Below are 25,969 nucleotides of genomic sequence, written 5' to 3' on the forward strand. Positions count from 1 at the left end.
AGACTCATAAACATTTTATTTTTTACTGTCTATTTGACAAGGTGCCTTTTAAATATAAAATCTATAGCACAGTATCATTTATTAATAAATTTCAATAAATGCTTAAGCTTTTATATTTTTAGGTATAATGATTTGAGTCAGAATCACACCAATAATCATAATTGATAAACCTGTTAAAAATGAAGTCGTCGCAGCTACACTAGCACTATGGTTGACTTGCACTGCTGCAAAAATAGTTGTGTTAAGCGCAATGCCTAGCGCACCACCTAGTGTCGCACACATTTTGTAGATACCTGAAGCTAAACCAACTTTTTCATCAGGAATTGTTAAAATTGCAACTGTAATTCCTGGTGTAGCACATAAGCCATTTCCTATAGCACAAATGACAAATCCAAACACGACAATGCCTACATACCAATCTGTTGGTAATACAGTTAAACTGATAAACATAATTCCTATTGCTGGAAATAGTGGTCCTACCAATAACAATGGCTTGCCTCCAAAGCGTAAGGATAATTTTTCTCCTAAACGGATCATCACAACTGCCATAATGACATAAGGAACAGTCACAAGTCCTGCTTGAAAGGCATTTAATCCTAATTCTGTCTGCGCATACATATTAAATACTGTCGTCGTACCTATGCCAGAATTGAGTACAACATTGATCATTGAAGAACCAACAAAACCACGATTTCGGAATAATGAAAAATCAATGAACGGTGCATGTTTTTGCCTTTCAAAGAATATAAAAATAACTGTAGAAATTATAAAAATCACAAAACATGTAATTGAAAAGGTACTGAGCCAACCTTGTTCAAACCCTTGTGTGGCAAACAATGTAATACTTCCTATTAAAACTGCAAATAAAAACATCCCAATATAGTCAAATGGTCTTGTGTCAATTTTTTCTTTTTCTACTTCTTCTGTTCCCCACAATAACCAAAATGCAATAATTGAAATAATGATAGAGATGATAAAGTTAGATTGCCAATTGACATATGTCGCTATCAATCCCCCAACCATCGATGCTAAACCGATACCACCAACGCTACCGATCATCAAGTAGCTAAATGCTCTACGCATTTCTTTACCTTTAAATTGCTCATTAATCACGCCTACGGTAGAAGGAAGTAAAATAGCCGCCGAAAGTCCTTGCAACATACGTCCTACCAATAAGAACGCTGTCACACTAGACACAATAATAAGTAATGAGCCTAAAATACTAAAAATGATACCAATATAAGTCATTTTTAGTTTTCCAATTTTATCAGAAACGTCACCTGCACCGACCATAAAAATACCAGTAGCAAATGATGCTAAACTGACAGATAAGTTAACAACACCTGGTGTTGTTTGATAGGTATGTTGAACCTGTGTAGATATATTAATAAACGATTGAGCAAAAAGCCAATACGTTAACACACTTAACACAATAGCTAAAATCAATTTGTTGTTTGATTGTTGCTTTGTACTCACGATGCATGAACCTCCTCATCTAAATATTGCATATAAAAATACGCACTAGATAGATATTATCATACAAAGTACAATTTATTTTATGAATTATTACTATTTTTCCAATTCATATAAAAATCTACTTTTATTTAAATCCTAAAAGTAAGTTTAAAGTTTGTACAACGCCATCTTCATTATTATTAATTGCAATTAAATTTGCCTCTTTTTTTAATTCAGGATAAGCATTATCCATAGCGACTTTATATTTCGCCGCTTTAAATAAATCTAAATCATTATATCCATCACCAAATGCAATAGTTTCTGAAGGTGTAATTTGAAGTAAATTCTGAATTCGATTAATTGTAGTTCCTTTATTCACGCCCAAGTCTGCAATGTCAATCCATGATTCATCTGAAGCTACGATATAAACATCTTTTTCAAAATGTTTTAGACGGTCGGCAGTCTCTTTACAGTGAGCACTTGTGTCATGAACAGTAATTTTCAATAAATCATCTTCAATATCGTTATAATCTTTAATATAGTGCACATGTTGATAAGAACCATGCACGTGCCTTTTCTCTGATTCAGAAATATTGTCTAACACGTATGCACCGGTTTTCGAACAAGCCAAAATGGTTTGTGTATCATCAATTGCTCTTATCGTATCAATAATTTCTTTTGCTTTTTGATTTTCTATCACTGCATTGTAAATAAAATCCCCATTGTATTTAATTCGTGTTGCACTGTCGCCTACAATAAATGTATTCGTTGCGAGATCACCTACAATAGTTTCTACACGCTCACATTGCTTACCAGTACAAAAGACAAAGCGAATATCTTGATTTGCACAATTTTCTTTTAACAATTGAAAAGTCTCGTAATTAAATTGGCTATCATCGGTTAAAAATGTGCCATCCATGTCCACGACAATCAGTTTAATATTCAAAAAAAACGACCCCTTTATTTGGCATTTAACTTATTGTATCTACTTATCATTATAATTAGCAATTTTTCTAATCCGTATTGAGTCATGACGTCGCAGTTATTTGCTTTTTCTGAAATTGTTTTGGGGTGAGCTTGTATTTTTCTTTAAAAACTTTAATAAAATAACTCGTTGTTGAAAAACCGCATGCCATTGCAATATCAGTAATCGTATATGATTGTTTACTACGCAACATTCTTACGCTGTGTTCTAATCGTAAATTCACCAAGTATTGCATAGGGGTCTGATTTACATAAAATTTGAAACATCTAACCGTTTCAGATTTACTCATATGAATCTCATCACTTAACATTTGTAATGAAATTTTCTTGTGAAAATGATTTTGCAAATACGTTATCAGTCTTTTAATACGATAATCAAAGTAGTATCGCTTTTGTTCATTTACTACTGCAAAATGCAGTAATAACCATTTTATTGCTTTATAATATTTGGCAGTAATATCTAGTTCAAAGTATGAGTTTTGTTTTTCATAAATTTGACCAGCTGAGTTAATAATCTCTAAGAGTTCTCTTTGTTGTTTGTCATCTTGGGATAAGTATATATAGGGGACATAATGTGCTTTATTTATAATTTCTGATACATAATTAAATTCTAAATAATTGATAGTTTCTGGTATCTCAATATTCCAACAATAATACTCTGTTTGTGAAAATTCACTTGTTAACTCATGCACAACATTTGAATTGATAAAAAGCCCGTCTCTTTTTTTAATATTAAATGTGTCGTCACCAATTGAAACATCGAGTGTTCCATTAACCACATACATGAATTGTAATGCGTGGCGTGGTGCCAATGTATAGGAATATAGCCAAAAATCGTGCGATTTAAATGTGTATGTAAAATAATATGTTTCCATTGTTTATCAGGAAATTGTATTAATTCTTCTCTTGTATTTTCTACGATAATTTCTTGATACATAAATGAGACACCTCAATATTTTGCTATTTTAAGCTTATTTTTATATATTATATCGCTTATTTTATCGGTATAGTATAAATATATTAATATTTCACAGGTGATGATATGGTAAATAAAACAAAATTTAGAATCATAGGTATTTTATTAGCTATTGTAGGGGCTTCATTTTGGGGGCTCGGTGGTACGGTATCAGATTTTCTTTTTCAACAAAGGGACATTGATGTCAATTGGTATGTAACTGCGAGGTTATTAATCAGTGGCTTCATCTTATTAATGATTTACAAAATAATAAATAGAAAATCTTCATTATTCGATATATTTAAAAATAAGCATAGCTTATTTCAACTTATCATTTTCTCAATTCTTGGTATGTTACTCGTTCAATATGCTTACATGGCGTCTATCAATTTTGGTAATGCCGCAGTCGCTACTTTACTGCAATACATAGCCCCAGTATATATCATTATTTGGTATGTGATTAGACGTAAAGAACGCTTTAAACCTTTTGATTTGGTTGCAATTATCCTCACATTATCAGGTACATTTTTACTACTAACCAACGGATCTTTTAGTAAGCTTGTGGTATCTACACCAAGCGTAATTTGGGGGATTATATCAGGCTTAGCACTTGCTTTCTATACACTTTACGCAACACAATTATTAACTCGGTTTCCATCTATTTTAGTTGTCGGCTGGGCCATGTTAATTTCAGGCATTGTCATGAATTTCAAAGCACCTATATGGCAGTTTGACTGGTCTCATTTAACAGGATCGACTGCACTTTATTTAACTTTTGGTATTATTGCTGGAACCGCTATAGCATTCTTTTTCTTTATTGAAAGTTTAAATTACTTATCGGCAAAAGAAACAACGCTTTTCGGCACAATTGAACCTGTTATGGCCATATTAGCAAGTGCCTTTTGGCTTAATGTTACATTTCGTAGTTTTCAATTAATTGGCATTCTACTGATTATCGTACTCATTTTGGCATTATCATTAAAAAAACAACATAGCATAGAATAATTTATATAAAGCAAAAATTTAATATGTACTTGTAACACTATTGATCTTAGCAATAAAAAGGTTATCGCTAGCGAAGATAAATAATTTCTATAGCAAACATTATTAATTTAATTTTAAAATGTTTTGAACAATATTGATGGGGGTTTATATTTATGATATTAATATAATAGTAAAGGGGGATAATTAATGAAAAAATCAAACATTTTACTTACGTCATTATTAGCAAGTTCAATAGCAGTGACGGGAATCCACGGCACAGCTAATGCTGAGGAAAATGGTGCTAAAACTGTTACAGGGGAAACGCTGCCAAATAGTACTGACCCAGACGGTGATGGATGGGCAAACATGGACTTTGATATCTCTGCTCTACCACAAACATATCAAGATGAAATAACACAACTTACTCAGCAAAAAGATTCTGGCAAGTTATCTCAAGTCAATTATAATGAAAAAGTTGCAAGTATCTTTGAACAAGCAAAAGAAGAACAACAAGCACATCAAACTACGCAAGGTAATAGACCATATGGCGGTGTAAAACCTGATGGTATGTCTAACGAAGACTATCAACAATTAGAAAATAACGTACCAAAACGAACAGAAGTTTCACCAGAAGCATACGAACAAGCTATAGAAAATGAAACACAAAAAATTGCCAATAAAAATAATCAATCAATTAATACACCACAAGGAGTCGTTACACCAAACGCTCAAGATAACCAAATGGAACAACAAAATTTACCAGATACTGGACAACAGAATAATGCTGAAATTTTAAGTATCAGTGCTGGTTTATTAGCATTAACTGCTGGACTTAGTCTACTAATGTTTAAAAATCGTTTTGTTAATAAATCTAAATAATGATATACATATCACTACTCAATAGAATTGAGTAGTGATATTTTAAAACTTAATTAAAACGCATTTTCATATCAATTCCTATCAATTAAACCCATATTATATTACATTTTAGTCTGAAATTTTAACATGTTTTCTACTTTTCACTTTAAGACAAGCTATAAAAAAGAGTAGAAACGGAATTAACAATGTCGATTAATTCCAAATTTCTACTCAATCAGGACTAACACATACTATAATAATCAATGCATAGATTTTGTCTAAACCATTAAACTTTTTATTAATGTTTAAACCGTAATATGTTTAATTTTTGATGTTTTTAAGATGCTTTAAAATATACAATACATAATAAATGATGCCGACACAGAACCAAATTAATGTATAGATTTTAGCCTGACCACTTAATCCCCAGAACACAATAAATACACAAATAAAAATAATCACTGGCATCACTGGATAAAAAGGTAATTTAAATGCCGGTTGTGGTAGATCACGACCTTCTCTTTTACGCAATGAAAAAATACCTACTGTCACAAACATAAAAGCTACAAGCGCACCCGCTGAAATTAATTGTGCTAAAAAACCAAACGGAAATACAGAACCAATAATAATTGCAACAATCGATAGTACGATTAACGCACGATTCGGCAAATTCTTATTATCTAATTTTCCTAACCAAGACGGTAAGATGCCATCCCTACCAAATGAATAAAGTAAGCGAGAACCCGCCATCATCATACCAATTAAAGCAGTAAACATACCAATCACTGAGACTGCCTGCACTATAACCGCAACGGTACTATGACCACTCATACGCAAAGCCCAACCTACTGGTTCAGCATTATTTTTATATTGCGCATAGTCAAACATTCCCACTAATACAAGTGAAACGATTATAAACAAAGTAACCGCAATCAGTAAAGAGCCCAAAATCCCTCGTGGCATTGTTTTTTGTGGATTAATCGCTTCACCAGAGTTTGAAGCGATAGAATCAAAACCGATATAAGCAACAAAAATGACAGAGCTACCTGCATATATTCCCTGCCAGCCACCAAATGCACCTGCTGCAGTTTCACGGTACTCTGGAATAAAAGGTATGTAATGACCAATATCAATCACTGATAAACCTACGATAATAAATAAGAAAATAGCCAATACTTTGAGAATCACGAGTGCATTTTGAACACGGGCCGCTTCTGACGTTCCTCTATATAGTAATACCGCAGTAATAATGACTACGAAAGCTGCTAATAAATCAACGATACCCCCGTCTGTACCGAGAGAGTTAGATAATGACTGAGGTAGTGATATATGAAAAGGCTCTAATAACCCTCTCAAATTAGCTGAAAATCCTGATGCCACAAATGCAACCGCAATTAAATATTCAGCAATTAATGCCCAACCTACAATCCATCCAAAAAATTCTCCAAATAATATGCTGATCCAAGTATATGCTGATCCAGCAAAAGGCATGACAGATGCCATTTCTGCGTATACAAATGCTACCAATGCTGCCACAATAGCTGCTACTAGAAAAGATAAACTGACTGAAGGACCCGTGTGATCTGCAGCTACAACACCAGGCAACGTAAAAATAGCAGTAGAAACAATTGTACCGACACCTAAAGCTAAAAAGTCTCTTATTCTTAATGTACGCTCTAAATGAGCATCTTTATTTTGAAATTTAGCAATATCTTCCTTTTTGAAAATTTGTTTTAAAAGATTCATCAATTTTCTCCTTGTTAATAATGTACAAACACGTATTACAGTATAGTGATTTTTAATTGTAATGTACATATCCTTTTAAAAAAGAATCTTTTACAAATGCATGATTATTTTAAATATTTCTTATCTGAATAAACACATTTTAGTAATTTCAAAACCTATATAAGCATACTTTTTTCATATATTTATCATACAACTATCTCTTATATGGTACGTATATAATTTGAAAGATATGATCTTATTTTTGTCTTAATCTCCTTATTACAATCAATTTATTTTGCATAAAATGATGGCAATACTTGCTTTAAATCTAATTTTGCATCATTTAAAATGTCATTTTCAGGTAATATCGCAGTTCCTTGAGCTCTAACTACATAAAATTCTTCAAAACCCATAATATCTTCAAACATCGCTTTCAAATAATGATAAGAAAAATCTAATAATTTATAACGATCATCATTTGTATAAATTGAACCACTTGCTTGTAAGTATAACGCTTTATAATTATCTGTCATTAAACCTACAGAACCACTTTCAGTATATTTGAACGTTTCACGTGCAATCATAATATTATCTATATAATCTTTAAGTCGTGACGTAATATTAAAATTGTGTAATGGTGAAATAATGACAATTCTTTTATAAGCTTTAAATTGTTGTAGTAACTCTGATGTTTTGGTTGAAATCAGTTCTTCTACTTCGGATAATTTTTCTCCTTCACGTTGCTTGTGCCATACATTCAGTAATTGATTTTTTTCAATACGAGGCAACTGAATGTCATATAAATTCAAAACTTCTAGTTGTTCATTTGGATACAATTGTCCATATGCTTCAAGAAACATTTCTTTTAATTTAAAAGAAAAGCTATCTTCTTTTTTAAAATCAGGATGTGCATTAATCATTAAAGTTTTCATATACATTCTCCTTAAAAATTTGTTAACCTAAGTATATATTTCAATGGTGTCTAAATAAGTCACCTTTAAAGGAGAAAATATGAAAAAATCCGAACGATTAAATCAAGAGCTTATCTTTTTAAGTAACAAACATGCTTTTCATTTAATTGATTTAATGAGAGAATTTAATATTTCAAAAAGAACAGCGTTAAGAGATGTACAAGAATTAGAAAACATGGGGCTTAGTATATATGTAGAAAACGGGCGCTATGGCGGATATAAAATCATTTCACAGAATTTGTTAACACCCATATATTTTAATAATGATGAAGTATTAGCAATCTTTTTTGCACTTAAAGCTTTAGATTTATTATCTACAACACCTTTTCAAAAATCTTATACACAAATCAGTGAAAAATTATTAGCTACAATACCAACGGAACAGCAACATAAGATCTTGAAAACATTAGATTTTGTTACTTATCATAATGTACCACCTGTCAGTCATGTAAAATATTTATCTAGTATTTTAAAATCTATCATCTATGAACAAACCGTTCACATTCGTTATACACAATACAAAAAAATTGATACAGAATTACAGATTTATGAGTTGTTTTATAGAAACGGCATATGGTTCTGTAGCGCATATGATATAAAAAATGACAAATGGGGCACATTTCGATGTGATTATATCGAACAATTAACAATCAATCTTTCGAGAAAAAATAACTATACAAAAGAACAACTTGCTGAATTTCAAAAACAATATGAAAGCACCTATCATAATGTCACATTTAAATGTCAGCTCACACCATTTGGAGTAGAGCAATATTCCAAAAACAACTATCCCAATATGAACTTAGAATATATAAAAGGTACACCTTATATTACTGGTGGTTATAATATTGAAGAACTGGATTATATGGTGAATTATTTAATTGCTTTAGGTGAAAATGTCCATATCATATATCCTAAGCAACTAAAAGAAGCTTATTTAAATAAATTGAACAATATCATCGACAAATACGAGTAATATATCTGTGTTGCATGGCTTTTTATAGCTGTATACCTTATGGTTGATTGTATTATCGTGGTTGGCCTAATTTAATTTGAATATTATTTCACTTCTGCAGCACTTAATTTAGCGTACCCTAAGTCTTACCTATGTTTAAATATTAAAAAGACTATTGATACAACTGTAAATAGTTATATCAATAGTCTTGGTTATCTTCTTATTTATTAAATCTTGGTTTAAATACAATATTTATGATTTCATTCGGTTTAACACTTCTTGCTGAATTGTCTTTAACGCCTCACTATAAGCTTTATTCGTACTTTCTTGCGCATTTATAATTAATAAATCAATCAGTTCAGCATTATTTTTTTCACTTACTTCATGTTCAAATTGATGTAAGTGTTCTTCAGATGTTTTCGCATTTTGCTTTTCAATTTGATAATATTGGTCAGCTCCCAAACCACCTTCTTCAATCATGACAGAAATCCCACTTGAGCGCGTTTCATTTAAACGTTTTACTTTTATGCGTTTATTATCACGGATAACCATTTGAATCCCTCCTATCTCAATATGTAATTCAATTTTTAAACACACATATATTTTCATATAACGATTTATGATTCATATCCGAAACTCAAAAGCATTGAACACCAGTTAATCTTCCAAACACCTTTTGACTGAGTTATTTCATCTCATACTTAGTAGAGTTATTGTTTAATTTAAGTGTAATATTACATCGTAGTGATAGCAATTTCTTTGCTCAATGATTTGTCTTTTTATTTTTTAAAATCAAAAAAACAAAGTAATATATGTTACAGGCAATAATGCTTAACAAAACATTCACAGAATTATATTAAAATTTACTTCTATTATATTTGACATAATAGTATAATTGATAATGATTATTATTATCTCATTATAAGAAAGAGTGAGTTTTATGTTAAGCATAAAAAGTGGAGACTTAAAAAAGAGTTACAAAATCAAAGAAATGAACATTAAAAATCAACACATGCGTCATCGGTTAAATGCACTTGGTTTAGTGAATGGTACGAAGTTAAAAATTAAACAAAAGTGCTTGTTCAAGGGTCCTTGTATATTAGAAGTGAATGGTCAATGCTTAAGTATTCGTGGCTGCGATGCATGTCAGATCGAATTAGAGGAAGCCAATGACTAACAGTTATTGTATTTTAGGGAACCCTAACGTTGGAAAAACATCATTATTTAACGCATTGACTGGCACATACGAATATGTAGGAAACTGGAGTGGTGTAACTGTAGAGAAAAAAGTAGGTCGTCTCAAACAACATATTGGAGACCTCGTTGATTTACCAGGTATTTATGAATTATCACCTATATCAAAAGACGAAATGGTTGTTACTGATTATTTATTGAATAGTCAATTTTCTGGCATGATTAATATTATAGATGCCAGCCAACTCAAACGTAATTTGCAGCTTACAGTTCAACTAATGGAATTAGGTGCACCTTTAATTATTGGATTAAATATGGTTGATGTTGCTACAAAACGTGGTATTCGTATCAACCAACAAGCACTTATGAAAAAATTAAAATTGCCACTACTACCTATAATAGCAAGAAATGGAAAAGGCACACATCAATTATTAGATTCTTTGAAAGACAATGGCTTATCCAAAAATAGACCGTTAAAATTAAATTATGGTAAGCACATTGAAGCTACAATATCACAAATTGAATCACATTTAACATCTAGCACCTCTATTGATAAACAATTAGCACGTTTTATCTCAATACAATTTTTATTAGAAAATCCAAAAATTCATGACTTTTTAGATGACGCTGTTTTGAAAGAAATAACATTATTGCGTCAAAATTTATCAAAAGACTTAGATAATTCTATACGAGATGAAATACAAGCAACACGCAATACATATATAGACAATATTTTAAAAGATACGGTTGAATATCCTGATGAAGAACGACAATATTTCACTCATCGTATAGATCGTATTTTAACAAATAAATATTTAGGTATCCCAATCTTTTTAATCATTATGTGGCTTATTTTCCACGTCACATTCACTTGGATTGGAACACCTATATCCGATGCATTAGATGAATTTTTAGGCGGTACCTTTACAGATACAGTATCCAACCTGATGGATAAGTTAGGCCTCGTTCCATTTTTACAAGATTTGATCAATGACGGAATTATTGCTGGTGTGGGTGCAGTACTTGTATTTGTGCCACAAATACTGGTGTTTTTCTTCTTCATTTCTCTGTTAGAAGACTCTGGTTATATGTCTCGTATTGCAATATTAATGGATCGTATTATGGAATACTTTGGCCTTAGTGGTAAATCTTTTATACCAATGATTATTGGATTTGGTTGTAACGTGCCAAGTATTATGGCGGCGCGTAGCATTGAAAGTGAAAAAGAAAGACTTACAACGATTTTGATTGCACCATTTATGTCTTGTTCAGCGAGATTACCCGTTTACGCACTGTTTGTAGGTGTATTTTTTGAATCTCATCAGGCGCTCATCGTCTTAAGTTTATACGTACTTGGTATCGTCGTCGCTTTATTAACAAGTGTATTACTAACGAAAACAGTATTAAAAAATGATGATTCTGTATTTATTGTCGAATTACCTACTTACCGATTACCTTCAGTCAAAACACTGTGGAGAAGTACATGGGAAAAAGCTAAAGGTTTTGTTAAAAAAGCAGGAACATTTATCTTTGCTGGTTCAGTAATTATTTGGCTATTGAATTATACCGGTCCCGGTGGTTTCAATGTCGATGTTAATGATAGCTTTTTACATTCAATTGGAAGTTTCTTTGCTGTATTAGTTGCGCCATTAGGTTTTGGTTCATGGCAGGCGGGTGCTACGTTAATACCTGGATTCTTAGCAAAAGAAGTTATCGTTAGCTCGATGGCAATTATCTATGCATCAGACGAAGCTGGTCTTGTAAATATTATACAAAGTCATTTCACACCATTATCAGCATATTCGTTTATGATTTTCATCTTGCTATATATTCCTTGTTTATCTACGGTCGCGACCATTCGTAAAGAAACATATTCTCTTAAATGGACTATATTGGCTGTAGCATATCCATTAATCACTGCATATTTACTTTCATTTGTCTTTTATCAAATTGGATTATTATTTTATTAAGGATGTGATTTAATGATGATTATTATCAATGTAATTATCTTTCTAGCTATTATTAGTTATGTTGTTTTTACATTATTCAACTTTTTCAAGAAAGCCAAAGCAGGTAAATGTAATTCTTGTGGCTCTAAACGTGGATGTAGTACAGGAAAGAAAGCATTATGACGCTCAATCAATTTTGATAGATTCATCAATTTTTGTAAAAATGACAGCATGCTAAAATCTTTTTATACTGTTCGATTCACATCACAAAGATAAAATAAAAAAGCTCTACATTTTAAAATAGCTGTAAAGAGAAGTATTTAATATCTTTGAATAAAGCCTAAACGTAACACCTATTATATGAATAGATGTTGACGTTTGTTTTGTTGTTATACAATTAGTTACTCATTTTGAACGATTGTTTTGCTGAGTCGCAATTTTGCATTTTAATGAAATCCTGGAAAATAATATGAGCGAGAGATTACAGGCTCGAGTCATATCCCAAGGCAAGCATGCACGAACAAAATCAAAACATTTTTCATACAAAAAGGACTAATTCGTTTGAAAAACGAATTAGTCCCCTATTTTGAGATTGAAATTTATGTTCCAGTTATTTCTTATATTTAATAATTACTCTGATTTATTGCCGCTTCTATTTTCTGCAATTTTCGTATATTCTTCTAATCTATGTTTGTTTGGTGATAGTGTTAAACCTAAGAATTTACGCTCTTTATTCGCATCTTTATAGAAGCTGACCATCATACAAAGAACAATGATAGAGAATGGTAAGGCAGTCATGATTGCCATATTTTGTAGCGCATTTAATCCATTATCTCCACCTGAGAATAATAAAATAAATGCAATCAATGCTTGTGCAATTCCCCAGATGACTTTAACTATTGCTGATGGGTTTAATGAACCAAATGTTGTTTGCATTCCTAATACGAATGTTGCTGAATCGGCTGACGTAATAAAGAATGTTGCGATTAATAGCAACGTTACAATGGATAACACAAAGCCTAATGGCACCTCATTAAACACACCAAATAATGCAGTTTCTGGAGGCATATCAAATATTTTAGGTGTTTTTTTCGCAGTTTCGATACCTAGAACACCAAATGCTGCAAACCAAACTAAACTTACAAGTACTGGGGCTAACAGAACACCAGATACGAACTCTCTAATTGAGCGTCCTTTAGATACACGTGCGATAAATATACCAACAAATGGACTCCAACTAATCCACCAAGCTAATTGGAAGAACGTCCATGATTTCATCCATTCATTTTTTTGTGGATCTAATGGTGCTGTATCAAACATGTTAAATAGTAACGTATTTAAATACTCACCTGTTGAACTTGTTAGCATATTTAAAATAAGAACAGTTGGTCCTACAATAAAAACAAATAGCAATATGATACCTGCTAATCCAATATTTGCGTTACTTAAATATTGGATACCACGGCTTAAACCTGACCATGCACTTGTTAAAAATAATATTGTAACAATTAGTATAATAATACCTTGCGTCATAATAGTATTAGGAATATCAAATAGGTAGTTTAGACCACCTGCGATCTGCATAGCGCCTAAACCTAGTGATACTGCTACCCCGCCAATTGTGGCAAAGACAGAAACAACATCAATAATTGTTCCTAAGGGGCCGTCAACTTTATTTCCGAAAATTGGACGTAATGTTTTTGAAATTAATGCAGGTTCATTTTTTCTAAATTGGAAGTATGCTAACGCTAACGCTACAACACCATATACTGCCCATGCATGGAAGCCCCATTGCATAAATGCACCTCTTAAAGCTTCTTTATAGGCAGTTGCTGATTGAGGATCACCAGACGGTGGTGATACAAAGTGACTGATTGGTTCAGCTGCTCCCCAGAATACTAAACCAATCCCCATACCAGCACTAAATAGCATCGCAAACCATGAAATTGTGTTAAATTCTGGTTTATCTTCAGGTTTTCCTAATTTCAATTTTCCGATTGGGCTAAATATTAAGAAAACACAGAAGAATATCATGAGTGCTACAATAACCATATAATACCAACCAAAGTATTCGGTAATCCAACCAGTAATATTTGTCCCTATTTCATTAAACTGAGTTGGAAAGATTGCACCCAATAATACAACTATTGCGGTAATAATAATACTATAAGTAAAAACAGAAGACAGTTTCTTCCCATTAGCATTATGTTGTTTATTTTCCAAAATTAGTAACCTCCCTTATAATTGAACATTAGGCAGAATAACAGACTTTATATATTAAAACAACAGCAGCAAAGCTTGTTTTAATATAATAAAATGCGGTTAAAGCCGTCATCAAAGGGTTACAAAACTAAAACTAAAAGTTCAATATTTCTAAAAATATATTTATGAAAGATAAAATCATTTACTTTAAAATAAACTTGTGCATATTTTAATTTCAAAACAAAAGACTAGAAAATAATTTTAGTATTACAATCTAGTCTTAAAAATATGATGTTTTTGAGAAATTATAACGCGTGTTACTACATTAAAAGCATTTCAATACATAATTTTGATGTTATTTCACTATCAGTACTGGTACAGGACTTCTTTTAGCAACTTTATGCGTAACATCTCCAAGTACATGTTTGATATCGATACTCACGCGATGGTTACTCATTACTACTAAATCAAAATCACCTACATCCATATCCCCAAAACTAATTCTCTCAAGTATGGTATCTTTTACAGGTCCAAATTCGATAGCGACTTTATAATTAATACCTTGTGCTTTTAATTTTTCAAGAAATGGAGAAAGCTCTTCTTCTTTTTCTTTAATGATATCTTCTTTATGTTTATTTTCATAACGTACACTCGCTAATAGATCATTTTCAGTCATGACATTATGAACAACTACAGTGGAATCTTCGCCGACTAATTTTGCTAAGTTTTCAGGAATGTTATCGAAATCATTATCAAAAGAGTATGGTAGTAAAATATTTTTATACATAATCAATCACCTTTCTTAATTAAACTGATACAAAACAGCACATGCAATTTTGCTCGTTTAAATATATTTTTGGTGCCTTAATGCGTATTTTACTAATGAAATAACTAACGTATTGAGCCGCATTTTATGTTGAAACAATGAAGTATCGATACCATAAAAATTTTTAGTGTACTCACTTATTATTTAATTACCACATTTTTATATAAATTATTCATTAAATAACCATTATTAACATAATTTTTCAATTATTAATATTCTTCTTTTAATAATACCTATGGTTTATTGCTTACATGAACAACTAACCGTTACACGAATAATTTCTAAAATGATTTTCGTTTATAAAAATAGGCGCGACTATGAAGTCAATATCACTCAGTTGACCTCACACTCGCGCCATATATTGCTTATTTTTAATGTACTTGTTCTTGTCCTCGTTTATTCCAAGTTAAAATAAAACTTAGCATCGCTAAAATACTAATAATGGTTAATAAAACAAAACCAAAATCCCATCCAAAATGTTGTACGACAAAACCTAAAACAATGTTTGCCATCACAGCTCCAAATAGGTAACCAAATAAGCCTGTTAGACCGGCAGCTGTTCCTGCTGCCTTTTTAGGTACATAATCTAAAGCTTGTAAACCAATTAACATCACTGGTCCATAGATTAAAAATCCTATTGCAATTAATGATAAATTATCTAACCATGCATGACCTGGTGGATTCAACCAATAAATCAATACAAAGATTGTAACGCCTAGCATAAAGAAGAAACCTGCTGGACCACGACGCCCTTTAAATACTTTATCGGAAATATAGCCACACAATAGTGTTCCTGGAATGCCAGCCCATTCATAAAGGAAATAAGCCCACCCTGATTCGTTTAAATTAAATTGTTTTTCTTCACTTAAATAAGTAGGTGCCCAATCTAGTACACCATAACGTACAAAATAGACAAAAATATTAGCAAAGGCGATCGCCCACACCCACTTGTTATTTAATACATATTTAAACAATATCTCTTTTGTTGTTAACTCTGTTTCAAGTGTTTCATGCGTCGTCGTTGAATAATCTTTGTTAAAACGTTCAATAGGTGGTAAGCCTTGTGATTGAGGAGTATCTCTGATCAAAAAATATGCAATAATTGCAATAACAATCGCCAGTAACCCTGGATAAATAAAAACGCCTTCAAACCCTCTTAAATAACCAAAATTATAAAGCGTAGTCATAGAAATGCCCCATGTTGCAATCGGTGCCATTAGACCTCCTCCAACATTATGCGCTACGTTCCAAATAGACGTTTTACTACCACGCTCACTTACACTAAACCAATGTACGAGTACACGACCTGATGGCGGCCATCCCATACCTTGAAACCATCCATTTAGAAATAACATAATAAACATGATTGTAATACTAGAAGTAAAGAATGGTACGAATCCTAGCAATAAATTAACAGTTGCTGTCAGTAACAAACCTAATGTTAAAAATACACGTGCATTACTGCGATCACTTACGGTGCCCATTACAAATTTACTAAAACCATAAGCGATTGAAATCGCTGAAAGTGCGATACCAAGTTCCCCTTTACTGAAACCATCTTCAATTAAAGAAGGCATCGCTAATGAAAAGTTTTTTCTCAACAAATAGTAACCTGCATAACCGATAAAAATACCTAAAAAAACCTGTAATCGTAATTTTTTATATGTATCATCTACCTTATCAGATGGTAAAGGATCCACATGCTTTGCCGGTTTTAAAAAACGAAACATACAATCACCCCTAAATTATCAATCATTTTTCTTAATATTTTATTTACAAATTATTTACTTAATATTAATATTTCCCGGGTGGTAAAGCAATACTATTATTAAAATTTGAATATTATTCTATAAGAAATAATATTTGCTCATGCGTAGTGTATACGATTGAAAAAATCATATATTTAATAAATAAAACACCTCGTAGTTATAATAAATCTTTAACTACAAGGCGTTACGAAAAATAACTATTACAATACATCAAAAAAATACATACTTAATAGCACAAGTATTATAAATAACCCAACACAAAGTATAAAACTATACATAAAAGTTACGGTATTACGTAATTTACTACTATATATATCATTAGGGTCTTTTCCATGCATAAAAGCAACTATCCTATCATACGTTTGTATTCTATACGATTTTTTTAATGATTCTACTTTAAATGATGAAATAATCATTGTCGCTAAAAGTATAGTTTCAGCTATAATCCATAATGGCGTCCAATAGTAGAGGGTTGGACCTGCTAAGATTGCTGATAATAACATAGGCCAAATCATTAAATGACTCCATAAATTAAATTTGCTCTGTTTTAACTTTTGTTCCATAATCTCTATGTCTCCTTTAACTAAGTTATCTAAAGAAACTTGAAACAAAGAACTAAGCATTAACAAATTATGTATATCTGGATAACTTTTATCATTTTCCCAATTTGAAATTGTTTGTCGTGAAACATACAATTTTTCGGCTAAATCTTCTTGTGATAAATGATCGCGCTGTCTAAAAAATTTAATTTGATTACCTATGTTCATTTGCCAAGCTCCTTTAACTTGAGACTATAGTGTGTTTCTAATTTAGACTACCAAATTATATTGACATACGCACATTTAATTATGTAAAAACTTTTTGTCATGCTGCTATTAAAGCATTTATTAGACATCCCATAGTCTTACAGAAAACAAGAGTAAGACCGCAACTAAATTATGTTTTAATTACGTATCTTACTCTCATTATTGTCATTCATCTTTAACTCGCTTTTATCACTGATTTTAAAAATCAGCATCCATCATCGTTTTATACTTACGTCACAGTTTGTTGTTGTTGATACGGTATAGGATGATCTAATTCAAATGAAGCACCTGCAGTAATTTTTTTATATTGATAAGTAAAATAACCAATCCATAAAATTGTGAATACAAAGGCGAGAATATAACTTAAATTAAGATCCAAACCTAAACCTATCTTCTGACTTAAAATATAAGTGAAAATATTCCAAGTCATAAAGACTGCCGGAATTGCTGCCACCCAAAAATTCTTTTTCGCGATAAGTAAGTACATTGCACCTACCCATAAGGCGACGACAGCTGTAGTTTGATTTGCCCAAGAGAAATAGCGCCATAAAATAGTAAAATCTACCTGAGTCAAACCAAAGCTTACGATAAATAATGGTGCAGCTACAATCACTCGTTTTAACATACTACGCTGACCATAATTTAAATAATCAGCTATAATCATACGTGCACTACGGAAAGAAGTATCACCGCTGGTAATTGGTAAGATGATAACACCCAGTACTGCAATCGTTCCAAACACAGAACCTAACAATAGATGTGATGCTTCACTTACAACAAGTGCCGCTTCACCACGTGCTAAAACATCATTTAATCCACTATATCCATTAAATAAACTCATGCCTGCAGCAGCCCAAATCATTGCTATAATACCTTCAGCAATCATCATGCCGTAGAATATAAAGCGACCATTTTTCTCTTTGTTTGTCGTTCTCGAAATAATAGGCGTTTGTGTAGCATGAAAACCAGATAAAGCACCACAAGTAATTGTAAAAAATAGTAGTGGAAATATGGGAGCACCGTCTGGATGCATATTTTTCAAATTAATTTCAGGTATCGGTGCACCTGTTTGAATAAGACGGAAACCTATACCTACTGCGCTAATGAGTAATAATGCACCGAAAATTGGATAAATGCGTCCAATGATTTTGTCTATAGGTAAAATTGTAGACAAAATATAATAAACAAAAATCACAAAGATAATGATACCTAATGCAATGCGACCATCTAATAAATTATGTAGTAACAACGCTGGACTTGTCACAAAAACTGTACCAGTAAGCAATAATAATAAAATTGAGAAGATATTTACAAAGTGTTTCATGACCTGACCTAAAAATTTACCAGCAAGCTCCGGTAAGTGTGCCCCTTTGTTTCTAATTGAAATCATTCCAGTCAAATAATCATGCACTGCACCTGCAAAAATACATCCCACAACAATCCATATAAATGCTACTGGTCCATATAATGCGCCCATAATCGGTCCAAAAATCGGACCTACACCTGCAATGTTCAATAGCTGAATGAGTGAATTTGATGACGTCTTCATAGGTAAATAATCGACATTGTCACGTTGATTATATGCCGGCGTTGGCCTATCTTGTTTCGTTCCGAACATTTTATCAATATACTTCCCATAAGTGAAATAACCTATAACTAATAATATAATAGATACAATAAACGTTACCATTTTAAATCCCCCTTTAATATGTAAGCGTTTTCTTAATTTAATCACATATTTTATTATTCTACAATCCTACAAACGTTTTTTATTTATTTATTTATTTTTAATTTTTAGGGAATATAAAATAAATAATACTTTTAAAATAATCGTTGTATTTAAATGATAACTGACTCATAAATATTTATAATATATAAAAAAGTACAACCTCATTTAAATTAAAACGAAGTTGTACTTTTTGCGGAGGTCATATGTTTAATTAACCTCAAATGTTATTTTTTATAAAGTTTAATTTTGATTTCATAATAATCATCATGGTCTTTCGCTTGATGTTCAAACTTGATGCCACTTTTTTCAAGTTCTTCTAAACTTTTGCCTACCGCTTCACGTGCATCTGTTAAGTCTTTTTCAAATGCAAAACTTTGCGCTTTCACTTTTTCAGGGCCAACTTTTTGTTTTACTCTTGCTTCAGTTTGTTTCACATTTAACTTTTGGCTTATAATCGTTTCCACTAATGTTTCTTGATCTTCATCTGATAAACTTAGCATCGCACGTGCGTGACGTTCTGTAACTTTGCCTTCACGCAAACGTTCTATCACTTTAGGCGCTAATTTTAGTAATCTCAATTTATTTGCTATAAAACTTTGACTTTTACCTACACTTTTAGCTAATTCACTTTGTGTCGTATCGCCTAGTTCTAAAAGTTTCTTATAAGCTTCTGCCTCTTCAACAACAGATAAATTTTCACGTTGAATATTTTCTATTAAAGCTACCACTGCAGTTTCTTCATCGCCTAAATCTCTGATAATGACATCTGCGTATGTCTTATTCAACGATTGTAAGGCTCTAAATCTACGCTCTCCAGCAATAATTTCAAACATATCCTCTTCTATAGGACGTACTACAATCGGTTGTAACAATCCATGCTCATCTATTGATTCTGCGAGTTCTTTAATCTTATTTGGCTCAAATACTTGTCTTGGTTGATAACGATTTGGCACAATACGTTCAGTATGAATAGATTCAACACTATTATGATCCTCTTCAATATAACCAACAATGTCATCTTTATTTTTCAAACCAAATAATTTAGAAAAAGGTTTCTTCATATTTTATGCGCTCCCTCTAAATTAGTTGTATTAAATCACTTTTCTTTTTCAAGTAATGGAGACTTATTGGGCATTCCTGGTTTTCTTGGATATTTCTTTGGTGTCTCGCTTCTCTTATCTATCTTGATTATTTGCCTTTCACCAGCATCTTCTGGTAATTCATATGAAATGACATCCTGAAGTTTACCACCGAGGACTCCTATACCAAAACGCGCTTCTTCCAATTCTTCTTCGCCTTTAGCTGATTTTAAAGCAATGAATTGTCCACCCTTTTTAACTAACGGTAAACACAATTCGCTTAATACGGAAAGTCTAGCAACTGCACGTGCAGTTACAATATCATAAGACGCCCTGTAGTCTCCCTTCCCGTATATTTCTGCGCGATCATGTACAAAACTCACATTTTCTAAATCTAATGCTTCTGCTAACTGATTTAAAAAATGGATGCGTTTATTTAATGAATCTACAATTGTAACTTTTAAATTAGGATAAATAATTTTTAATGGAATACTTGGAAAACCAGCACCAGCACCAATATCACAAATTGTTTGCGCTTGTGTCAAATCCGTATAAAAACTGAGTGCAATCGAATCATAAAAATGTTTCAAATACACCTCATGTTCTTCAGTAATGCTTGTTAAATTCATTTTTTCATTCCATTCAACGAGCATTTGAAAATACGATTGAAATTGATGTTGTTGATTCTCTGTAAGTTCGATACCTTGTGTGCTGAGTTGCTCAGTTAACCATTTTACACTCATCTTAACTTTCCACCCTTTGTATTTTACCTTGTTCTAGGAACACTAATAAGATCGAAATATCTGCTGGATTCACACCTGAAATCCGAGATGCTTGCGCAATATTTAACGGTTTAACTTCCGCTAATTTCTCGCGTGCTTCAGTCGCTAAACTATCGACTTTACTATAATCTAAGTCTTCTGGAATTTTCTTTTCTTCCATACGTTTTACTTTTTCAACTTGTTGTAACGACTTATTGATATAGCCCTCATATTTTGTCTGAATCTCAACTTGTTCTGCTACATCACTTGGTAATTGGTTTTCTTCTTCTAAAATTTCTAGAATTAAGTTATACGTCATTTCAGGTCTACGCAATAATTCCAAAGCTAATATACCATCTTTCAAACGAGAACCGCCTTGCGCTTCAATAATTTCTTGTACGCGTTCGTGAGGTTTTATTCTAATTTCATTTAAGCGTGCTTGCTCATCTTTTATCATTTGACGTTTTTCATTGAAACGTGCATAACGTTCTTCAGAAATCATACCTAATTTATAACCTAAATCTGTTAATCGTAAATCTGCATTGTCATGTCTTAATAATAAACGATATTCTGCACGAGATGTTAATAAACGGTATGGTTCATTAGTACCTTTTGTTATAAGGTCATCTATTAAGACACCGATATAAGCATCTGAACGACTTAAGATGACTTCTTCTTCGCCTAATACTCTTGACGCTGCGTTAATTCCAGCCATGATGCCTTGTCCTGCCGCTTCTTCATAGCCAGAAGTTCCGTTGATTTGTCCTGCAGTATATAGATTTTTAATTTTTTTAGTTTCTAGTGTTGGCCACAATTGTGTTGGTACAAGCGCATCATATTCAATGGCATATCCTGCACGCATCATATCTGCTTTTTCTAAGCCTGGAATTGTTTCTAACATCTGACGTTGAACATGTTCAGGTAAGCTTGTTGATAATCCTTGTACATATACTTCATTAGTATTTCTACCTTCTGGTTCTAAGAAAAGTTGGTGTCTAGGTTTATCATTGAATCTTACAAATTTATCTTCAATTGATGGGCAATATCTAGGTCCTGTACCCTTAATCATACCAGAGTACATCGCAGATAAATGTAGATTGTCATCTATAACTTGGTGTGTTTCTCCATTCGTATATGTTAACCAACAAGGTAGCTGATCTAAAATATATTCCGTTGTTTCAAAACTAAACGCTCTACCAACATCGTCACCTGGTTGTATTTCTGTTTTAGAATAATCAATCGTTTTGGCGTTAACACGTGGTGGTGTACCTGTTTTGAATCTCACTACTTCAAATCCAAGATTTCTAAGATTATCAGCTAGTGAAATAGATGGTAATTGATGGTTTGGACCACTTGAATATTTCATATTACCTAAAATGATTTCGCCACGTAAAAATGTACCGGTTGTAATAATGACTGCATCTGCCCAGTATTCTGTACCAATGTTCGTACGTACACCTTTGATAACTTCATCTTCAATGATTAAGTCATCTACCATGCCTTGCATAATATCAAGGTTTTCTTCATCTTCAATGACTTGTTTCATTTCTTGTTGATAAAGTACTTTATCTGCTTGTGCGCGAAGTGCTCTGACTGCTGGTCCTTTACCCGTATTTAACATACGCATTTGGATATGTGTTTTATCGATTGTTTTTGCCATTTGGCCACCTAATGCGTCTATTTCACGAACTACTATACCTTTAGCCGGGCCACCAACTGATGGGTTACATGGCATAAATGCAATATTATCTAAATTTATTGTTAACATTAACGTTTTGGCACCACGTCTTGCTGAAGCAAGTCCAGCTTCTATACCAGCATGTCCGGCTCCAATTACTATTACATCATATTCTTGAGCCATATTTTTTCCTCCCTTTTATTTTCCTAGACAGAATTGACTAAATAACTGGTTTATCAATTCTTCACTTGCGGATTCTCCGATAATTTCACCTAAAATTTCCCAAGTTCTCGTTAAGTCTATTTGAACCATATCCATTGGCACACCAGCTTCTGCAGCATCTATAGCGTCTTGAATTGAATTTCTCGCCTGTTTTAACAATGAAATATGTCTTGAATTCGATACATATGTCATATCCTGATTTTGGACATCTCCTGCAAAGAACAAATCTCTAATTTGTATCTCTAACTGATCAATACCTTCTTGTTTTAGCATTGATGTTTGAATGATTGGCATATCTCCAACCATTTCTTTAACTTCTGAAATATCTAATCGTTTGTCTAAATCCATCTTGTTAATTATGACAATGGCATCTTCGTTTTTAATAACTTCATATAGCTTGCGATCTTCTTCTGTTAAAGGTTCGTTGTAATTTAACACAAACAAGATTAAATCCGCTTCACCTAAAGCTTTGCGTGAACGCTCTACACCAATACGCTCAACGATATCTTCTGTTTCACGTATGCCAGCAGTATCTACTAACCTTAAAGGTACACCGCGGACGTTTACATACTCTTCTAAAGTATCTCGAGTCGTACCAGGTACCTCTGTTACAATCGCCTTGTTGTCTTGGATCAGGTTATTTAGCATGGATGACTTACCAACATTAGGCTTACCAACTATGACCGTTGCCAAACCTTCTCTCATTATCTTCCCTTGTGTACCTGTATCTAATAACTTATTAATTTCTGACTTAATTTGATTCGATTTTTCTAATAATACTTCTGTTGTGGCATCTTCCACATCATCATATTCTGGATAATCTATATTAACTTCTACTTGTGCAAGGATTTCGAGAATGGATTGTCGCTGTCGCTTAATCATATCACTTAAACGACCTTCAATTTGATTCATTGCAACTTTAGATGCACGATCGGTTTTAGAACGAATAAAATCCATCACCGCTTCGGCTTGAGATAAATCAATACGCCCATTTAAAAACGCACGTTTTGTATATTCACCAGGATCTGCCATTCTAGCACCGTGTGTCATGGTCAACTCTAATACCCTGTTGATGGTTAAAATACCACCATGACAATTAATTTCAACGATATCTTCTCTAGTAAATGTTTTCGGTGCACGTAAGACAGACACCATTACTTCTTCGACCACTTCATTTGTCTCAGGGTCAACAATATGCCCATAATTTATTGTATGAGAAGGTACATGTTCTAATGGTTCCTTCCCTCTATATAATTTGTCTGCAATATTTACTGCGTCAACACCTGACAAACGTACAATACCGATAGCACCTTCACCCATAGGTGTGGATATACTCGTTATCGTATCTAAATCCATCATCCATCTCGCCTCCTTTTATTCTAAAATTTATCATTATAATATTGTAAATAGTTTTGGATTAAAAAGCTAACATCTTGTTTAAAAAATCTAAGAAGTTGGCCTAAGGGTTGTCTGAGGTAAGACTGACGTAAGTCTTAAGATTCAATCTCCCCTACCCTATTTAATTCGTTTATTAAAAACTTTAGCGATTTTTAAAACATGTTCTAAACTTGCTTGGATTTGAAGTGTATCCATATCTTTAGCTGGCTGCCTAGCTATGACAATAATTTCCATTGGTAATATATTTTGCTTATGCACCTTGAAGCTTTCACGAATAGCACGCTTAATTTTATTTCTAACAACAGCATTACCTAATTTTTTAGAAACACTAATACCCAGTCTAAAGTGTTCTAGTTCTTTATTAGGTTTCGTATAGACTACAAATTGACGATTTGCTACTGATTTTCCTTTTTTGTATATAAATTGAAAATCACTGTTCTTTTTAATTCGGTATGCTTTCTCCACGAAACATCACTCGCTTATCTTTTCATTACATTCATTATTATATATCAAGCCATAACATGTATTGAATTTTTAATAATAACAATAATTTTGCTACTTATTTTCGTTATTTTAAACCAAAAAAAAGACCACTGATGAGTCAGTGATCTTATGCTGATAATACCTTACGGCCTTTACGACGACGACGCGCTAAAACTTTACGACCGTTTTTTGTGCTCATGCGTTTTCTGAAACCATGAACTTTACTATGTTTACGTTTATTTGGTTGATAAGTACGTTTTACCATGCAAAAACACCTCCATCTGTATTCGGTTATCTAATTATTATAATAGATAAATTAATATAAGCTTTTTGCTTCAAGTCTTGATTTAATATTATTAATTTCTAGTCATAATTCAAGCAACTACTACAATATAACAAAATCTTTTTTATAAAGCAAGCATCAATTTCAAGCATATTTTCATCTTGCTAATAATACAAATCAGCACTTGATACTTTAAAACTGTATTGATAAATACATCTATTAATATAGTAGATTCACCTTAGCATATAAATATTTTTCGCTTCAAATCTATCGATTTTTCAATTATACAAATTTCATACACTTTTATAAATTATTTCCCAAAACCACAAATTGGTTATTTTTTGATATACTATTCATTCTTGTAAGTTATCCACTTATTCACAGATATACACGCTTGTTTTGTGGATAATATTCCATCTATACACAGGTTTATTGACGATTTAACAACATATTCACATCCATTTGACAGAGGCGTTTGTTAAAAAGTATAATTGTGTGGATAAGTTATGTAAATATTGATAAATAAGGGATTGATTTATAAAAATATATCCTAAATGGTTGTGTATAACTTATAATTTACTGTGAGTTATCCACTGAATGTGTGTAACTTGTGGATAATTATTAACAGCTTGTGATTATGTTTATTCACACATGTTATTTCTGTGTATAACTTTTAAAATATAGAAAGTTGGAGTTTGCTATT

24 protein-coding genes are annotated in these 25,969 nt (G+C 32.2%); 6 read left to right on the forward strand and 18 right to left on the reverse strand.

Annotated features, from left to right (window positions below; translation table 11 throughout):
* Positions 1 to 102: 102 nt before the first annotated feature.
* The 4 genes from MUA21_RS13135 to MUA21_RS13150 form a co-directional block, all read right to left on the reverse strand.
* Complete coding sequence (locus MUA21_RS13135; RefSeq protein ID WP_406992376.1) at positions 103 to 1,479, reverse strand: MFS transporter; 1,377 nt, start codon at positions 1,477 to 1,479, stop codon at positions 103 to 105.
* A 121-nt stretch (positions 1,480 to 1,600) separates the two neighbouring features.
* Positions 1,601 to 2,401 carry a Cof-type HAD-IIB family hydrolase gene (locus tag MUA21_RS13140; RefSeq protein WP_262561501.1) on the reverse strand — a complete coding sequence of 267 codons (801 nt, stop codon included), beginning with the start codon at positions 2,399 to 2,401 and terminating at the stop codon, positions 1,601 to 1,603.
* A gap of 82 nt (positions 2,402 to 2,483) precedes the next feature.
* Positions 2,484 to 3,224, reverse strand: coding sequence for an AraC family transcriptional regulator (locus tag MUA21_RS13145; protein WP_262561502.1), 741 nt, complete (start codon positions 3,222 to 3,224; stop codon positions 2,484 to 2,486).
* A complete protein-coding gene (locus MUA21_RS13150) occupies positions 3,119 to 3,376 on the reverse strand; it encodes a hypothetical protein (protein ID WP_262562282.1) in 258 nt (85 codons plus the stop codon). The genes MUA21_RS13145 and MUA21_RS13150 overlap by 106 nt, the downstream gene beginning before the upstream one ends.
* 105 nt (positions 3,377 to 3,481) lie before the next feature.
* Here MUA21_RS13150 and MUA21_RS13155 point away from each other — a divergent pair, with 105 nt between their 5' ends.
* Both MUA21_RS13155 and MUA21_RS13160 read left to right on the forward strand, forming a co-directional pair.
* Positions 3,482 to 4,399 (forward strand): DMT family transporter, encoded by a 918-nt coding sequence (locus MUA21_RS13155; RefSeq protein ID WP_262561503.1) that lies wholly within the window; start codon positions 3,482 to 3,484, stop codon positions 4,397 to 4,399.
* 186 nt (positions 4,400 to 4,585) lie between these two features.
* Positions 4,586 to 5,257, forward strand: a complete 672-nt coding sequence (locus tag MUA21_RS13160) for an LPXTG cell wall anchor domain-containing protein (RefSeq protein ID WP_107525493.1) — start codon at positions 4,586 to 4,588, stop codon at positions 5,255 to 5,257.
* A 300-nt stretch (positions 5,258 to 5,557) separates the two neighbouring features.
* Here MUA21_RS13160 and MUA21_RS13165 read toward each other — a convergent pair whose 3' ends face one another.
* Positions 5,558 to 6,982, reverse strand: a complete 1,425-nt coding sequence (locus tag MUA21_RS13165; protein ID WP_262561504.1) for an APC family permease — start codon at positions 6,980 to 6,982, stop codon at positions 5,558 to 5,560.
* 269 nt (positions 6,983 to 7,251) lie between these two features.
* Positions 7,252 to 7,893: an FMN-dependent NADH-azoreductase gene (locus MUA21_RS13170; protein WP_145381303.1), complete on the reverse strand. Its 642-nt coding sequence runs from the start codon at positions 7,891 to 7,893 to the stop codon at positions 7,252 to 7,254.
* Positions 7,894 to 7,972: 79 nt separating this feature from the next.
* On the opposite strand from MUA21_RS13170, the gene MUA21_RS13175 reads away from it, so the two are divergent.
* The gene (locus MUA21_RS13175; RefSeq protein WP_070038525.1) at positions 7,973 to 8,908 is read left to right on the forward strand and encodes a helix-turn-helix transcriptional regulator; all 936 of its coding nucleotides are present in this window, start codon (positions 7,973 to 7,975) and stop codon (positions 8,906 to 8,908) included.
* Between the two features lie 231 nt (positions 8,909 to 9,139).
* Here MUA21_RS13175 and MUA21_RS13180 read toward each other — a convergent pair whose 3' ends face one another.
* Complete coding sequence (locus tag MUA21_RS13180) at positions 9,140 to 9,439, reverse strand: hypothetical protein (RefSeq protein ID WP_046207159.1); 300 nt, start codon at positions 9,437 to 9,439, stop codon at positions 9,140 to 9,142.
* Between the two features lie 388 nt (positions 9,440 to 9,827).
* On the opposite strand from MUA21_RS13180, the gene MUA21_RS13185 reads away from it, so the two are divergent.
* From MUA21_RS13185 to MUA21_RS13195, 3 genes are read left to right on the forward strand one after another with little or no spacing between them, the layout of a single operon-like run.
* Complete coding sequence (locus tag MUA21_RS13185) at positions 9,828 to 10,064, forward strand: FeoA family protein (protein ID WP_046207160.1); 237 nt, start codon at positions 9,828 to 9,830, stop codon at positions 10,062 to 10,064.
* Positions 10,057 to 12,051: a ferrous iron transport protein B gene (gene feoB / locus MUA21_RS13190; RefSeq protein ID WP_262561505.1), complete on the forward strand. Its 1,995-nt coding sequence runs from the start codon at positions 10,057 to 10,059 to the stop codon at positions 12,049 to 12,051. Before MUA21_RS13185 ends, feoB begins: the two co-directional genes overlap by 8 nt.
* 12 nt (positions 12,052 to 12,063) lie before the next feature.
* Entirely contained in the window at positions 12,064 to 12,213 is a 150-nt protein-coding gene (locus MUA21_RS13195; protein ID WP_262561507.1) for a FeoB-associated Cys-rich membrane protein, read from the forward strand.
* Positions 12,214 to 12,660: 447 nt separating this feature from the next.
* On the opposite strand, the gene MUA21_RS13200 is transcribed toward MUA21_RS13195, so the two are convergent.
* From MUA21_RS13200 to rpmH, 11 genes are all read right to left on the reverse strand, one after another.
* Entirely contained in the window at positions 12,661 to 14,256 is a 1,596-nt protein-coding gene (locus tag MUA21_RS13200; protein ID WP_258085704.1) for a BCCT family transporter, read from the reverse strand.
* Positions 14,257 to 14,587: 331 nt separating this feature from the next.
* The gene (locus MUA21_RS13205; protein ID WP_064209818.1) at positions 14,588 to 15,019 is read right to left on the reverse strand and encodes a universal stress protein; all 432 of its coding nucleotides are present in this window, start codon (positions 15,017 to 15,019) and stop codon (positions 14,588 to 14,590) included.
* 410 nt (positions 15,020 to 15,429) lie between these two features.
* Positions 15,430 to 16,788: a glycerol-3-phosphate transporter gene (glpT, locus tag MUA21_RS13210; RefSeq protein ID WP_107525484.1), complete on the reverse strand. Its 1,359-nt coding sequence runs from the start codon at positions 16,786 to 16,788 to the stop codon at positions 15,430 to 15,432.
* 239 nt (positions 16,789 to 17,027) lie between these two features.
* A complete protein-coding gene (locus MUA21_RS13215; protein WP_262561510.1) occupies positions 17,028 to 17,594 on the reverse strand; it encodes a helix-turn-helix transcriptional regulator in 567 nt (188 codons plus the stop codon).
* Positions 17,595 to 17,862: 268 nt separating this feature from the next.
* Entirely contained in the window at positions 17,863 to 19,323 is a 1,461-nt protein-coding gene (locus MUA21_RS13220) for a carbon starvation CstA family protein (RefSeq protein WP_046207166.1), read from the reverse strand.
* A gap of 263 nt (positions 19,324 to 19,586) precedes the next feature.
* Complete coding sequence (locus MUA21_RS13225; protein ID WP_046207167.1) at positions 19,587 to 20,423, reverse strand: ParB/RepB/Spo0J family partition protein; 837 nt, start codon at positions 20,421 to 20,423, stop codon at positions 19,587 to 19,589.
* A gap of 35 nt (positions 20,424 to 20,458) precedes the next feature.
* Positions 20,459 to 21,184 (reverse strand): 16S rRNA (guanine(527)-N(7))-methyltransferase RsmG, encoded by a 726-nt coding sequence (gene rsmG / locus MUA21_RS13230; protein ID WP_107525483.1) that lies wholly within the window; start codon positions 21,182 to 21,184, stop codon positions 20,459 to 20,461.
* Position 21,185: 1 nt separating this feature from the next.
* Complete coding sequence (gene mnmG / locus MUA21_RS13235; protein ID WP_046207169.1) at positions 21,186 to 23,063, reverse strand: tRNA uridine-5-carboxymethylaminomethyl(34) synthesis enzyme MnmG; 1,878 nt, start codon at positions 23,061 to 23,063, stop codon at positions 21,186 to 21,188.
* Positions 23,064 to 23,078: 15 nt separating this feature from the next.
* Positions 23,079 to 24,458 (reverse strand): tRNA uridine-5-carboxymethylaminomethyl(34) synthesis GTPase MnmE, encoded by a 1,380-nt coding sequence (mnmE, locus tag MUA21_RS13240; protein WP_186821102.1) that lies wholly within the window; start codon positions 24,456 to 24,458, stop codon positions 23,079 to 23,081.
* A gap of 159 nt (positions 24,459 to 24,617) precedes the next feature.
* Entirely contained in the window at positions 24,618 to 24,965 is a 348-nt protein-coding gene (gene rnpA, locus MUA21_RS13245; RefSeq protein WP_046207171.1) for a ribonuclease P protein component, read from the reverse strand.
* A 145-nt stretch (positions 24,966 to 25,110) separates the two neighbouring features.
* A complete protein-coding gene (rpmH, locus tag MUA21_RS13250; protein WP_000240855.1) occupies positions 25,111 to 25,248 on the reverse strand; it encodes a 50S ribosomal protein L34 in 138 nt (45 codons plus the stop codon).
* Positions 25,249 to 25,969 lie beyond the last annotated feature (721 nt).

The organism is Staphylococcus ureilyticus (genome assembly GCF_025558845.1).
Classification (GTDB): domain Bacteria; phylum Bacillota; class Bacilli; order Staphylococcales; family Staphylococcaceae; genus Staphylococcus; species Staphylococcus ureilyticus.

Coding starts and splice junctions, on each gene's coding strand:
- MUA21_RS13145 (WP_262561502.1), bottom strand. CDS start 3,224: ATGTATGTGGTTAATGGAACACTCGATGTTTCAATTGGTGACGACACA.
- MUA21_RS13150 (WP_262562282.1), bottom strand. CDS start 3,376: ATGTATCAAGAAATTATCGTAGAAAATACAAGAGAAGAATTAATACAA.
- MUA21_RS13155 (WP_262561503.1), top strand. CDS start 3,482: ATGGTAAATAAAACAAAATTTAGAATCATAGGTATTTTATTAGCTATT.
- MUA21_RS13160 (WP_107525493.1), top strand. CDS start 4,586: ATGAAAAAATCAAACATTTTACTTACGTCATTATTAGCAAGTTCAATA.
- MUA21_RS13165 (WP_262561504.1), bottom strand. CDS start 6,982: ATGAATCTTTTAAAACAAATTTTCAAAAAGGAAGATATTGCTAAATTT.
- MUA21_RS13170 (WP_145381303.1), bottom strand. CDS start 7,893: ATGAAAACTTTAATGATTAATGCACATCCTGATTTTAAAAAAGAAGAT.
- MUA21_RS13175 (WP_070038525.1), top strand. CDS start 7,973: ATGAAAAAATCCGAACGATTAAATCAAGAGCTTATCTTTTTAAGTAAC.
- MUA21_RS13180 (WP_046207159.1), bottom strand. CDS start 9,439: ATGGTTATCCGTGATAATAAACGCATAAAAGTAAAACGTTTAAATGAA.
- MUA21_RS13185 (WP_046207160.1), top strand. CDS start 9,828: ATGTTAAGCATAAAAAGTGGAGACTTAAAAAAGAGTTACAAAATCAAA.
- feoB (WP_262561505.1), top strand. CDS start 10,057: ATGACTAACAGTTATTGTATTTTAGGGAACCCTAACGTTGGAAAAACA.
- MUA21_RS13195 (WP_262561507.1), top strand. CDS start 12,064: ATGATGATTATTATCAATGTAATTATCTTTCTAGCTATTATTAGTTAT.
- MUA21_RS13205 (WP_064209818.1), bottom strand. CDS start 15,019: ATGTATAAAAATATTTTACTACCATACTCTTTTGATAATGATTTCGAT.
- glpT (WP_107525484.1), bottom strand. CDS start 16,788: ATGTTTCGTTTTTTAAAACCGGCAAAGCATGTGGATCCTTTACCATCT.
- MUA21_RS13215 (WP_262561510.1), bottom strand. CDS start 17,594: ATGAACATAGGTAATCAAATTAAATTTTTTAGACAGCGCGATCATTTA.
- MUA21_RS13220 (WP_046207166.1), bottom strand. CDS start 19,323: ATGGTAACGTTTATTGTATCTATTATATTATTAGTTATAGGTTATTTC.
- MUA21_RS13225 (WP_046207167.1), bottom strand. CDS start 20,423: ATGAAGAAACCTTTTTCTAAATTATTTGGTTTGAAAAATAAAGATGAC.
- rsmG (WP_107525483.1), bottom strand. CDS start 21,184: ATGAGTGTAAAATGGTTAACTGAGCAACTCAGCACACAAGGTATCGAA.
- mnmG (WP_046207169.1), bottom strand. CDS start 23,063: ATGGCTCAAGAATATGATGTAATAGTAATTGGAGCCGGACATGCTGGT.
- mnmE (WP_186821102.1), bottom strand. CDS start 24,458: ATGGATTTAGATACGATAACGAGTATATCCACACCTATGGGTGAAGGT.
- rpmH (WP_000240855.1), bottom strand. CDS start 25,248: ATGGTAAAACGTACTTATCAACCAAATAAACGTAAACATAGTAAAGTT.